The organism is Enterobacter sp. 01-M-02-SI-ECC (assembly GCF_047530595.1).
Lineage (GTDB): Bacteria > Pseudomonadota > Gammaproteobacteria > Enterobacterales > Enterobacteriaceae > Enterobacter > Enterobacter cloacae_M.
Genome location: NZ_JBLKCZ010000025.1, coordinates 41,228 through 54,689, shown reverse-complemented (window position 1 = coordinate 54,689; position 13,462 = coordinate 41,228). Strand labels below are relative to the sequence as shown.

Below are 13,462 nucleotides of genomic sequence, written 5' to 3'. Positions count from 1 at the left end.
CCGCGAAGCGGCGATTTACCGCCGGGAGCCCGGGTCGCCAGGGTGGTGGCGACTGAGCCACCCTGGCACGTTCACAGGTCATGCCGTTACAGAGTAGCAAGGAACATAGAGTGAACGGAATAACCTCCACAGCCGTATGTTCCCCCTCACCCCAGCCCTCTCCCTCAAGGGAGAGGGAGCCGTCTGTGCAGGCATTATCTTGTGGGGATACCCCAGCCTTTAGCAAGAAGGGTAAACTTATTTCACCGCTTCCGGCAGCGTCACAATCCACAGCTCGCTGTCCGACTCCGGCTTTTTCAGCGGCTTCACGCTGAGCGTGGTTTCCACCGGCTTATCATCCAGCGTCAGCTTGCCTTCCGCGTTCACCCGATAATCCTTGAGCTTCTTGCCCTCGACCGGGTTTTGCATCGCCACCTTCACGCCAAAGTCGTTATCGTTCGCCACCGCAAGCGTTTTGCTGTCGATCAGCGCCAGCCCTTCGGCCTTCTCCTGCTGCCAGCCCAGCGCGCGGAGATCGACCACCTGCGTTTTTGCCGCAAGGGTAATGCCGCGCTGCGCCAGGGTTTTCTCATCATCAAACTCCGGGTACTCGCCCGGCTTGTCGAAGGCGGTCAGGTCGCTCGCCTTGCTGAGATCCACCTTGTAGATAAGGTTACGCATGCCGTCGTTTTTATCGCTTCCCTGCTCAATCAGCAGGATATGCTGGTTATCGAGCGCCACGATGTCGCCGATTTTGGCGTCGCTGTTTTTGCTGTAGGCCGCGCTGTCGATAGGGTAACCGTACATCGCCGTTTTCCCGGTTGCCGGGTCGAAGCTCACCAGACGCGTAAACAGGGACTGCTTTTTGCTCTTACCGTCGATATCCAGCGTGCTTTGCACGGCGGCGATAATCCGTCCGTCCGGCATCCGGGTCAGGCCTTCAAAGCCCCGGTTCGCCTGGCGCCATTTGATAATGTTTGGCAGGCCGCCCGCGATGGATTTCTCCCCTTCCGCCGCCTGCGGACCGTGGATCGCCAGGATCTTCCCTTTGCTGTCGACGTTAATCAGGAACGGGCCATATTCGTCGCACAGCCAGTAGCCCCCTTTCCCGTCCGGCGTGATGCCTTCCGTGTCCATGCCGCGGTTGTCACCCTTCAGGGTCTTGAGGGTATCGCTGAACGCCACTTCATTGGTGGAGCCAATCACGCCGCTTTGCAGCGGCAGACCGTTGATCTCGCCTTTATCATCATGCAGCGGGCGGGCATCAACAGCCTCCGCTTTGCCGTTCTGAACGCGGATGGTCATCAGCAGCGGCGCGAAATCTGGCGTGACAAATATTTTGGCTTCGTTTTTACCCATTTTTGGCGCATCGGCGTTTGGACCGCGATCGGTCACGGTCGCAAAGGTCAGGGCGTCGCCCTGCTTGCCCGTAAACAGCAGGCCGGAGCCAATGCCCACGGGCAGTCCGTTCGGAAACGCGCTGGCAAACGCGCCGCTGTAGCTCACGTGGGAGCCTTCAGGGAAGCTGACGACATAGCGCTCAGCAGTGGGCTGCGCCGCCAGGCCAGAGAAAGAGAGCGCACAGCCGATTAGTACAGGAATAATTTTTCTTTTCATATTGTTAGCATCCAGTTAGTGAAGCCAACAACGTAAAGAATAAACGTGTCAGAAAAATGACATGGAAGGGAAACCGGCCTGCGCGATTGAACGTATATTCATCGCTCTAAATGTAAGGCTTTGTTGTTTTGTGTGACAGGCGAAACATTTTTGGAAATTATTAGAAACCCAATTAATTCATCTCAAATCACTATCCCCACCTCGTTCAGTTTATGTTTAGTCAAAAAACTAAACGGTTCCTAAACGCTAAAAACATCCCCTGTTGACACCCCGACAATCAAACATCATTGCAACAACTTCAATAAAAAAGTTAACAATATCAGTATAAAACCGCGATTTATATCACATTTGCAGTCATTAACATCGCTTGTTAAGGTGCGCCCAGATGAATTTAATGACGAGGCATAAAACATGAAAAAACTGAATATCCTTCTTCTTTCTGCTCTGGCTGCCGTATCGGGTTCCGCACTGGCGATGGGCGGCACCGTTGAGCAGGGTAAAAACTTTACCAACCTCAATCTGGAAATGGGGAAATCCTCATCCGGTGTTTATCTCGAAAGCAACTGGCTCAAAAACACCGATGACGGTACCCAGACCGGGGGCGTGGGCGCAGGCTACAACCTGGGTCTTGGCCCGGTGATGCTGAATGCGGGCGCAAAAGCCATCTACCTCGGCCCGAAAAAAGGCGATAACGGCGTGGCGTTCCCGATTGGCGGCGGCGTAAACGTTGCCCTGACCGACAGCATCCACGTGTACGGTGAAGGCTATGTGGCGCCAGAAGGCCTGAACAACAGCGTGAAAAACTACGTTGAAGCTAACGGCGGCGTAAGCTGGACGCCAATTACGCCAGTGACCCTGAAAGTGGGCTACCGCCACGTGAGCGTGGATGGCAAAGACGGTCGTCCTGGCCACACGCTGATTGACGGCGCATATGTAGGCGGTGGAGTCACCTTCTGATGAAACACCGCATAACCGCGCTTTGCGTTCTGAGCCTCACGCTGATGCTCACCGGCTGCGTCCAGTACAAATGGGTGAAACCGGGCGTCAGCGATGCGGAAATGAATAAAAAGCTCACGGAATGCGAAGCGCAGGCGCTAATCGATCTGCCCCCGGATAACGTCGTGACCGGATCCAGCTCGGAAAAAACGGACAAAAAGAACAAGAAAAAGGATATTTCCACGAGCTACACGGTTGAAGACGCGAATGAATATCGCCGGGATACGTTAGTCGACAGCTGCATGTTCAAAAGCGGCTGGGACAAGATCGAAGTGCAATAATCCCTTAAAAAAACCTGCCGGTTGGCAGGTTTTTTATTATCTCTTACTTACGCACCACCACCAGCTTCTGGTTCACAAACTCTTTGATCCCCAGATCCGACAGCTCGCGTCCGTAGCCGGAGCGCTTCACGCCACCGAACGGCAGCTCCGGTGCAGTATCGGTGAGCCAGTTGATGTACACCATCCCGGTCTCAATCCGCGACGCCATTTTCTTCGCGCGCTCGATATTCTGGCTGAATACCGCCCCGCCAAGGCCGTAGTGGGAGTCGTTCGCCAGCGCGACCGCCTCGTCGTCGTTTTTCACCACGTACATCTGCGCCACCGGGCCGAAGAACTCTTCGAAATACGCCGGGTTATCGCGGGAGATATTCGTCAGGATCGTCGGTTCGAAGAAACTCCCGTCGCGCTGCGCCGGTTTGCCGCCATAGTGCAGCGTCGCACCGTTTTTCACCGCCTCGTTAACCTGTTTGGTCAGCGTTTCGAGCGCATCTTTAGACGACAGCGGCCCCAGCGTGGTGCTTTCGTCCAGCGGATCGCCAATCTTCACCTGCTTAAACGCCTCGGTGAATTTGCTCAGGAAGGCATCCGCAATCTTTTCATGCAGGATAAAGCGCTTCGCCGCGGTGCAGACCTGCCCGGCGTTGTTGAGCCGCGCGTTAACGCCAATTTTCACGGCCTTCTCAAGGTCTGCGTCATCCAGCACCACGAACACGTCGTTACCGCCCAGCTCCAGCGTGGATTTCTTGATGTGCTTCGCCGCCTGAGCGGCCACCACGCTGCCGGCCTTTTCGGAGCCGGTTAATGCAGCGCCCTGCACGCGATCGTCAGCAATGATATTCGCCACCTGCTCGGACGAAATAAACAGGTTGGTCCACGCCCCTTCCGGCGCGCCCGCCTCGCGCACCAGATGGGCAAAGGTCTCGGCGCAGTGCGGCACGATGCTGGCATGCTTGGCGATGACGGGGTTCCCCGCCGCCAGGTTTGGCGCCAGCACGCGCATCAGCTGGTAGTACGGGAAGTTCCACGGCTCAACGGCCATCAGCACGCCGATGGGGTGATGCTCAACCCACGCATCCCCAAGCTCCGAGTCGTACTTCACCGGGGCCAGGAACTGCTTCGCGTTATCGGCGTAGTAGCGGGCTATTTGTGCGCACAGCTTCACCTCGCCGCGGCTCTGTTCGATGAGCTTACCCATCTCCTGGCTGGCGATTTTAGCCAGATCCTCCACGCGCTCGTCGATCAGATCGGCAAGCTTATGGAGCACCGGCAGGCGCTGGCTGATATCGCCTTTCGCCCAGTCCGAATGATAAAGCGCATCGGCCGCGCGGAGCGCCGCTTCGATATCCGCGTCGGTATGTGAGGGGTATTCTTTGATGAGCTGGTTAGTGGCAGGATTTACTGTCTGATAAGCCATGTCGAATCTCCTTGTTTTACCGCTTAGGGTATTAAGGGTAGTCAACATGACTGGCTATGGACGTAAAGTTGGGTATATCCGGAAGGTTCTTAATGAAGCGCTGCCAGAGGGGTCGCTGACATGGTATAAAAAATCTTCAGAAGGAGCGCCCATGACCGATACCCGACATATCCGCCAGACTTTTCACCGCACCTCAGGCCTTGAGCTGCGCAGCACCTGGCAGAGTACGCAGGCGTACAAACGCCACAGTCACTCTCAGCTCTCCATCGGCGCGATTGTGGAGGGCCAGACCTGCTGCGTGTGTCATGACAGAGAGTACATCCTTAACCCCGGGGACCTCATCGTGATTCCAGCCTGTGCGCCGCACAGCTGTAACCCCGTCGCCGGGCAACCGCGCAGCTACCATATGCTCTACATCGACACCGGGCTTCCGCTGGCGCTACAGGTGATTCGTAGCCCAACCCTGTTTGCCCATTACCTGGACGTTGTCGAGACCCTGTCTCCGGCATCACTGGAAACGCTGCTTTCTGCCCTTCCCCGCGCCGTGGATAACGCTGACGCGCTTCGCGCAACCAGCCAGCAGATTCAGCAGGCGTTTCTTTCCGATCTCACCTGCCCGCCTTCCCTCGACGAGCTTGCCCAACGCTTCTCGCTGCGCAAGGAGACGCTGATCCGCACCTTCAGGCAGGACACCGGCCTGACGCCGGGCAGCTTTCTCAACATCTCCCGCGTGGAATACGCTAAAGCGCGGCTGCGCGCCGGGGATAATATTGCAGACGTCGGCTACCAGAGCGGCTTTGCCGACCAGAGCCATTTTCATAAGACCTTCGTCAGCTATACCGCCGCCACGCCGCGCCAGTACGCCACCGGCCGATCAATATTAAACAATAAATAGGTTCTGCAGCGCCGTACTCTGACCTCGGATTGTTAAATGAGGTCGCTATGGAACTGTTATTCCCTTCCGCTTTTCTCGCCCTGGCGCTGGCGCATTTTGTTGCCCTGCTAAGCCCGGGCCCGGATTTCTTCCTGCTGGTGGGCTACGCCGCGCGCTATCGGCTGCGGGGTAGCGCCGGACTGTGCCTCGGCATCGCCGCGGGCAACGGGCTTTACATCCTGCTGGTGATTATCGGCTGGAGCGCGCTGCGCCAGTTTACGTGGCTGTTTACGCTGATCGAGCTTTGCGGGGCGCTGTACCTGATGTGGATCGGATCGCATCTGATTCGCAGCCGCCAGCAGTCGCTGGCGCTGAATGAAACCCACCAGCGCTTCCCGTCGCTGCAAAAGCAGATCCTGCTGGGGCTCGGTTCGGCGCTGTTAAACCCGAAGAACGCGCTGTTCTATCTGGCGCTGATGACGGCCTTGCTGGGGCCGGACGTCACGCTGCTTCAGCAGGCGACCTGCGGCGTCTGGATGGTGATGGTGGTGCTGGCGTGGGATTTAGCGCTGGTGTCGCTGTTGGGGCTATCGGCGGTACAACAGAAGCTCAGCCGTTCGCTGTGGCGGCTGGCTATGGAGTAGTGTTTTGCCCGCATAGAAAACCTATAAAGCCATTATTACCTTACAAAATAAGTGACTTAGTTATTAGTATTTCTTCCCTGAAGTGGCAAGCTAAAGCCACAGCAATCGTTAAGGGAACAACGTGAAAAATTACAAAGTTATTACGCCACTTTTTCCAACCTATGCGCAGATTCAGGCAATGATGAAAGCCGTCTCCGGCTATTCGGTGAATTCTGTAAGTAACATGATCAATGCAATTCAGGAACAAACCGGCACGCCGCAAAACCCGGTTGACTGGTCCGAACCTGATATGTGGATCAACGAACGCCTGAAAGGCGAAGATGCTGAGATCGCGCTGCGGATCTGGAATCAGGATAACCACATCCTCAATCCGCGCCATAGTTACGGTAGCTATTTGTTTCTAAACTCTTCGGTCTTCGAACTGATGGAAACGACGCCGAAAGATACCTGGGTACCCACCGAGAGCGGGCAGCAATTTCTGAATAATGATGATGCCACATTACGCACGCTGGACGACAAAGAAGGGTTACTGCATCTTCTTGAACTGCTGGCTGGACGTGAAATGTCCCGTCGTGCTGACTTACTCCCGGAATGGCAGGCTTTTTTACACCAGCATTCAAAATTCGCTTCTACCAGCTCCATCAAAAGCACGCTCTACTCGCGCCTCTATAACCTGATCGATCGCGATATGGTCGCCCGGGAAGGGATGAGCTACTACATCACCGATAAGGGCCGCGCATGGTTAGCGAATGCCTTACCGGCCCGCAAAGCCGATCCGCGAAAAGAACTTCTGGACGCGGTGAAGCGTTACAACCAACAGCAAAAAGAGCAGCTACGCGAACAGATCAGCACCATGAATCCCTACAAGTTTGAGCATCTGATTGGTCAACTTCTGGAGGCGATGGGTTATGAACAGGTGGAAGTGACCAAAGCGTCGGGCGATAAGGGTGTCGATGTCGTCGGCAGAGTACAGGTGGGCATTACCACCATCACGGAAGTGGTGCAGGTTAAGCGTATGCAGAGCAATATTACCCGCCCTGTTATCGACCAGTTACGTGGCGCGTTGCCTTATCACAGCGCGATCCGGGGCACACTCATCACCACGGGGCGTTTTGCCGGGAATTGTGAAAAAGCGGCTCTGCATCCCGGTGCCGCACCGATTACCTTGATAGATGGTGACCGGCTGTTAGAACTGCTGATTGAGAATAATGTCGGCATTCGACGCAGTAATGCGGTGGAGTTGCTGGATGTGGATTTACAGCTTTTTGATGAACTGGAAGAGGGATTAAAAGGCGAAATTTAACGTCTTAATCGCTACAATAGACGCCAAATTTTTCCTGATTGAGTTCATCATGGCCAAAGCACCAGCAAAAAAAGCCAAAGCAAAGAAAGGCTTTGAAGACACATTATGGGATACTGCGAACCAGCTTCGCGGTAGCGTTGAATCCTCTGAGTACAAGCACGTGGTACTGAGCCTCGTGTTCTTGAAATTTATCAGCGATAAGTTCGAGGCCCGTCGTCAAAAAATGAAGGACGAAGGCCAGGGAGACTTCCTGGAAATGGAAGTCTTCTATCAGCAGGACAATATCTTCTATCTGCCGGAAGAGGCACGCTGGTCGTTCATCAAACAGAACGCCAAGCAGGATAATCTCGCCGTTCTGATTGATACCGCTCTCTCGACCATTGAGAAGCGCAACCCGACGCTGAAAGGCGCGCTGCCGGATAACTACTTCAGCCGTCAGGATCTGGAGACCAAGAAGCTGGCATCGCTGATCGACACTATCGACAACATCGAAACGCTGGCGCATGAAACTGACGTTGAAGCGCTGTCGAAAGAAGACCTGGTCGGCCGCGTGTACGAATACTTCCTCGGCAAGTTTGCCGCCACCGAAGGCAAAGGCGGCGGCGAGTTCTATACGCCAAAATGCGTGGTGACGCTGCTGACCGAAATGCTCGAACCGTTCCAGGGCAAAATCTATGACCCGTGCTGCGGCTCGGCGGGGATGTTTGTCCAGTCGGTGAAGTTCGTCGAAAGCCACCAGGGTAAAAGCCGCGATATCGCCCTGTACGGTCAGGAGCTGACGGCCACCACCTATAAGCTGGCGAAGATGAACCTCGCGATTCGCGGCCTGTCCGCCAATCTTGGCGAGCGCCCGGCAGACACCTTTTTCAACGACCAGCACCCGGATTTAAAAGCCGACTACATTCTGGCCAACCCGCCGTTTAACCTCAAAGACTGGCGTAACGATGCCGAGCTGACCAACGATCCGCGCTTCGCAGGCTATCGCACGCCGCCAACCGGTAACGCCAACTACGGCTGGATTTTGCATATGCTCTCCAAGCTGTCGGCCAACGGTACCGCCGGTTTTGTACTGGCAAACGGCTCGATGAGTTCCAACACCAGCGGCGAAGGCGAGATCCGCGCGCAGATGATCGAAAACGATCTGATCGACTGCATGATCGCCCTGCCCGGCCAGCTGTTCTACACCACCCAGATCCCGGTCTGCCTGTGGTTTATGACCAAATCGAAGGCTGCCGATCCTGCCAAAGGCTATCGTAACCGTCAGGGCGAAACGCTTTTTATCGATGCACGTAATCTCGGCACCATGATGAACCGCACCACCAAAGAGCTTACGGCGGATGATATCGCCACCATCGCCGACACCTACCATGCCTGGCGCAGCACGCCGGAAGAGCTGGCCGAGCGCGTTAAGCGCGGCGACAGCAGGCTGGCGAAATACGAAGACAAGACAGGGTTCTGCAAGGTTGCAGACATTAAAGAAATAAGATCTAAAGAGTATGTACTGACTCCGGGCCGCTATGTGGGTGCCGCCGAAAAGGGAGATGACAGCGTGGTATTTGAAGCCAAAATGCGGGAATTGTCGAAGACGTTATTTACACAGATGAAGCTGGCGGAAGAACTGGATAACGCGATTCGCCAAAACCTGGAGGCGCTGGGTTATGGGGAGTAAGTGGGAATACATACCATTAGGTGAATTAATCACTTTACAACGAGGCCATGATCTACCATCACAGCACAGGATTGATGGTCCAGTTCCCATAATGGGTTCATCTGGAATTACTGGATTTCACAATATCGCAAAAGCTATTGGTCCCGGTGTAATTGTTGGTCGAAGTGGTGACTCAATGGGAGTTGTTAGCTTTATTGAAAAAGATTATTGGCCACTGAATACCTGTTTATATATTACTGATTTCAAAGGGAATGATATCACCTATATCTATTATCTTTTAAAATTAGTGAATTTTGATAATTTTAATTCAGGAAGCGCACAAAAATCTTTAAATAGAAATGCCGTATATCCTCATAAAGTTCTTGCTACAAAAGATAGAGAGTTGCAGAAAAAAATTGGGGCAATATTGTCTTCATTTGAAGAAAGAATAATTAATTCGAATAAAATCAACCAAACCCTGGAACAAATGTCCCAAACCCTGTTCAAATCTTGGTTTGTGGATTTCGATCCGGTGATTGATAACGCACTGGATGCGGGAAACTCAATCCCTGAAGCGATGCAATCTCGCGCCGAACTGCGTCAAAAAGTACGCAACAGTGCAGATTTCAAACCGCTTCCGGCGGATATACGTGCACTATTCCCGGCTGAATTTGAAGAAACAGAGCTGGGTTGGACGCCAAAAAGTTGGAAAGTTTCCGGCCTAGGAAAAGAATTTAACATTACTATGGGACAATCGCCCTCGGGCTCTACCTATAACGAACATGAAATTGGCTTACCTTTTTTCCAAGGTAAAACTGATTTTGGATTCCGATTCCCGTCAAAACGTATTTACTGTACTGAACCTAAACGTCTAGCAAAAAAATTTGATACTCTGCTAAGTGTTAGGGCTCCCGTTGGAGTTACAAACCTAGCCTCAACAGAATGTATAATCGGCCGGGGCTTGGCTGCATTAAGACATAAATCAGGAAATATCGCTTTTACATATTATTCCGTAAGGAATTTATCTGATTACTTTTCCATTTTTAATGGTGAAGGCACTGTTTTTGGCAGCATAAATCAAAAAGATTTAAAACAGCTTCCCCTAATTTGCCCTTCAACAAAACTGATTAACAAATTTGAAGAGTTTTCAGGGAAATGGGAAAGGATGATTTCTGTTCACTGCAATGAAATTGAAAGTCTTTCTAACCTCCGCGACACCCTGCTCCCCAAACTCATCTCCGGCGAGCTGTCCCTGGAGGATCTCCCCGACATCATCAAACAAACAGAAGCCGCATAACGCATTTTTGCCCCTGTAAAATCAGGGGCTTTCTGGTAAGGTTTTCTCTTATTACAGGAACCATTACCAGAAAACCAGCCAGGGCCGGAGCGGGATATGCATCTCTCATTCAGTGAAGCGAAGTTAGAACAGGCAATAATTGAACTGCTACAGGAGCAGGGCTACCAGCACCTGACAGGCGACAATGTGCCGCGTTCCAGCTTCGATCAGGTGATTATTGAAGACGATCTCCGCCACTATCTCGTATCCCGCTATCAGGCCGACGGTATTACGGAAGATGAAATCCAGCGGCTGATTAAACAGTTCACTACCCTTCCCGCTTCCGATCTCTACGAAAGCAATAAGATCTTTTGCACCTGGCTGGCCAATGGCTTCCTGTTTAAACGCGACGATCGTCAGCAGAAAGATCTCTATATCGAACTGCTCGATACCCGGCACCTGCCTGCCGCATTGCGTGAGTTATTCGATAGCGAAGAGGTACCACTGCAACAGGCTGCTGAAACGCCAGCAAGCTATCTTATCCAGCCGCTGAACCGCATTAAGATCGTTAATCAGCTGACCATCACCGGCAAAGAAAACCAGCCGCGTATTCCGGATGGTATTCTCTATATCAACGGCCTGCCGTTGGTGGTGTTTGAATTTAAAAGTGCCGTACGCGAGCAGGAAGCCAATATTGGCGACGCGTATAAGCAGCTATGCACCCGCTATCGTCGCGACATTCCACAGCTGTTTGTCTATAACGCACTGTGCATCATCAGCGATGGCGTGAATAACCGCATGGGCAATCTGTTCGCGCCGTACGAGTATTTCTACTCCTGGCGTAAAGTCACCGGTAATGAAAACCGCGAGCAGGACGGCATCCCTTCCCTGCACTCAATGATTCAGGGGCTTTTTCACCCGGTACGCCTGCTGGATGTGATTAAGAACTTTATCTGCTTCCCGGATAAAGCCAAACACGAAGTGAAAATATGCTGCCGCTATCCGCAGTACTACGCCGCGCGCAAGCTCTACTACAGCATCGAGCGAGCGCGTAAACCTTACGGTAACGGTAAAGGCGGCACCTACTTTGGCGCCACGGGCTGCGGTAAGAGTTACACCATGCAGTTCTTAACCCGCCTGCTGATGAAAAGCGTCGAGTTTTCCAGCCCGACCATCGTGCTGATCACTGACCGTACCGATCTGGACGATCAGCTCTCCACGCAGATGTGCAATGCAAAAAATTATATCGGTGACGATACAGTGGAGCCCGTCACCAGCCGCGACGATCTGCGGGAAAAGCTGGCCGGTCGTAACAGCGGCGGCGTCTTCCTGACCACCATCCATAAATTTACCGAAGACACCGAATTGCTCTCCGAGCGAAGCAACGTCATTTGTATCTCTGACGAAGCGCACCGCAGCCAGGTCAATCTGGATCAGAAAGTGATCGTCGATAAAGAGAGCGGAAAGGTACGCAAGACCTGGGGCTTCGCCAAATATCTGCACGACTCGCTGCCAGCAGCCACCTATGTCGGTTTCACCGGCACGCCTGTAGACGCCACGCTGGATGTCTTCGGCGCGGTAGTGGACAGCTACACCATGACCGAATCCGTTCAGGATGAGATCACGGTACGTATCGTCTATGAAGGTCGCGCAGCAAAAGTGATCCTGGATGCCAGCAAGCTGGAAGAGGTTGAGAAGTACTACGAAGAGTGCGCTAACGCGGGCACTAACGAGTGGCAAATCGACGAAAGTAAAAAAGCCAGCGCCACCATGAACGCGATCCTCGGTGATGAGGATCGCCTGAAGTCGCTGGCGGAAGATTTTGCCAAACACTATGAAAAACGCGTCGCTGAAGGCTCAACGGTGAAAGGTAAGGCAATGTTTGTCTGCGCCAGCCGGGACATTGCCTGGGATTTATATCGTCAGTTGAAGGACTGTCGTCCGGCGTGGTTTGAGGTTAAACAGGCCCCTGAAGGGGTTGAGCTTACCGAGCAAGAGCAGAAAGAGCTGCCACCGTCCGAAATGGTCAAGATGGTGATGACGCGAGGTAAAGACGATGATGCCAAACTATACGACCTGTTGGGCAGTAAAGAGTATCGAAAAGAACTGGATAAACAGTTCAAAAATGCGAAGTCGAATTTCAAAATCGCTATTGTGGTCGATATGTGGCTCACCGGTTTCGACGTCCCGGAACTGGACACTATCTATATCGATAAGCCGCTGCAAAAACATAACCTGATCCAGACCATATCCCGCGTTAACCGCAAGCTGGAAGGAAAAAGCAAAGGCCTGGTGGTGGACTATATCGGCATCAAGCGCCAGATGAACCAGGCACTGGCGATGTATTCCCGTATTGACGCTACCAACTTTGAGGACATTCAGCAGTCGGTTATCGAGGTGAAGAACCATCTCGACCTCATGTCGCAGATGTTCCACGATTTCGACAGCCGAGCTTACTTTACGGGAGAGCCTCAGGCTCAGCTGGCATGTCTGAATCAGGCGGCAGAATTTGTCATGCAAACCCAGAAAATAGAACGTCGCTTTATGGGGCTGGTGAAGCGCCTAAAGGCGGCCTACGATGTCTGCTGCGGCAGCGAGGCGTTATCGCAGGCAGAGCGTGATCATATCCATTTCTATCTTGCCGTGCGTTCCATTGTCTTTAAGCTGACTAAGGGTGATGCACCTGACGTTACCCAGATGAACGCCCGCGTGCGAGAGATGATTTCTGACGCATTAAAGGCAGATGGCGTGGAAGAGCTATTTTTCCTTGGCGATAAGAAAGCGGAATCGATCGATATTTTCGACGAGGATTATCTGGCGCGTATTAATAAGATCAAGCTGCCCGCAACAAAGATCCAGCTTCTGCAGAAGCTTCTGGAGAAAGCCATTAGCGACTTTAAAAAAATTAACCAGCTTCAGGGGATCAACTTCACCCGTCGCTTCCAGTCCATCATGGACAAATATAACGAGCGCCGGGAAGACGACGTACTGAACGGTGAAGAGTTTGAACATTTCAGTCAGGAAATGACCGACATTATCTATGATATTAAAACCGAAATGGGCACTTATGCAGATTTAGGGATTGATATTGAAGAGAAAGCGTTTTACGACATCCTGGCGCATATGCGAGACAAGTATCAGTTTACCTATGAAGACGACAAGATGCTGGCGCTTGCAAAAGAGATGAAAGCAGTGGTTGATAACACGTCGAAGTACCCAGACTGGAGTAAACGCGATGACATCAAAGCCAAACTTAAAGTTGAGTTAATTCTTTTACTGCATAAACATAAGTTCCCTCCTGTAGCAAACGACGAGGTCTATCTGGGCGTACTGATGCAGGCAGAGAATTTTAAAGAAAATATGGGATCGATAAAAATGTAATATGTCAAATGATTTTGGCAAAGTCTGTTCTTCCAGTGCGACAGGAATT

General features: G+C 52.5%; 10 protein-coding genes. 8 read left to right on the top strand and 2 right to left on the bottom strand.

The features are described from left to right. Positions 1–237: 237 nt before the first annotated feature. Positions 238–1,596, bottom strand: coding sequence for an esterase-like activity of phytase family protein (locus ACMWLG_RS21930; RefSeq protein ID WP_045404500.1), 1,359 nt, complete (start codon positions 1,594–1,596; stop codon positions 238–240). A 411-nt stretch (positions 1,597–2,007) separates the two neighbouring features. On the opposite strand from ACMWLG_RS21930, the gene ACMWLG_RS21925 reads away from it, so the two are divergent. Together ACMWLG_RS21925 and ACMWLG_RS21920 are read left to right on the top strand one after the other, a co-directional pair. Next, complete coding sequence (locus ACMWLG_RS21925; RefSeq protein ID WP_023310269.1) at positions 2,008–2,553, top strand: YfaZ family outer membrane protein; 546 nt, start codon at positions 2,008–2,010, stop codon at positions 2,551–2,553. Beyond that, positions 2,553–2,873 (top strand): hypothetical protein, encoded by a 321-nt coding sequence (locus ACMWLG_RS21920; protein WP_028015390.1) that lies wholly within the window; start codon positions 2,553–2,555, stop codon positions 2,871–2,873. Before ACMWLG_RS21925 ends, ACMWLG_RS21920 begins: the two co-directional genes overlap by 1 nt. A gap of 43 nt (positions 2,874–2,916) precedes the next feature. On the opposite strand, the gene ACMWLG_RS21915 is transcribed toward ACMWLG_RS21920, so the two are convergent. Continuing rightward, positions 2,917–4,287 (bottom strand): NAD-dependent succinate-semialdehyde dehydrogenase, encoded by a 1,371-nt coding sequence (locus tag ACMWLG_RS21915; RefSeq protein ID WP_045404502.1) that lies wholly within the window; start codon positions 4,285–4,287, stop codon positions 2,917–2,919. A 151-nt stretch (positions 4,288–4,438) separates the two neighbouring features. Between ACMWLG_RS21915 and ACMWLG_RS21910 the strand changes: the two genes are divergently transcribed. The 6 genes from ACMWLG_RS21910 (at position 4,439) to ACMWLG_RS21885 (ending at position 13,413) form a co-directional block, all read left to right on the top strand. After that, positions 4,439–5,182, top strand: a complete 744-nt coding sequence (locus ACMWLG_RS21910; RefSeq protein ID WP_045404504.1) for a helix-turn-helix transcriptional regulator — start codon at positions 4,439–4,441, stop codon at positions 5,180–5,182. Between the two features lie 47 nt (positions 5,183–5,229). After that, positions 5,230–5,805 carry a LysE family translocator gene (locus tag ACMWLG_RS21905; protein WP_414763030.1) on the top strand — a complete coding sequence of 192 codons (576 nt, stop codon included), beginning with the start codon at positions 5,230–5,232 and terminating at the stop codon, positions 5,803–5,805. A gap of 121 nt (positions 5,806–5,926) precedes the next feature. Next, complete coding sequence (locus ACMWLG_RS21900; protein WP_045404508.1) at positions 5,927–7,108, top strand: restriction endonuclease; 1,182 nt, start codon at positions 5,927–5,929, stop codon at positions 7,106–7,108. 49 nt (positions 7,109–7,157) lie between these two features. Then, entirely contained in the window at positions 7,158–8,777 is a 1,620-nt protein-coding gene (locus tag ACMWLG_RS21895; RefSeq protein WP_045404510.1) for a type I restriction-modification system subunit M, read from the top strand. Further along, the gene (locus ACMWLG_RS21890) at positions 8,767–10,053 is read left to right on the top strand and encodes a restriction endonuclease subunit S (protein ID WP_045404512.1); all 1,287 of its coding nucleotides are present in this window, start codon (positions 8,767–8,769) and stop codon (positions 10,051–10,053) included. The genes ACMWLG_RS21895 and ACMWLG_RS21890 overlap by 11 nt, the downstream gene beginning before the upstream one ends. Before the next feature lie 96 nt (positions 10,054–10,149). Then, positions 10,150–13,413: a type I restriction endonuclease subunit R gene (locus ACMWLG_RS21885; protein WP_045404514.1), complete on the top strand. Its 3,264-nt coding sequence runs from the start codon at positions 10,150–10,152 to the stop codon at positions 13,411–13,413. Positions 13,414–13,462 lie beyond the last annotated feature (49 nt).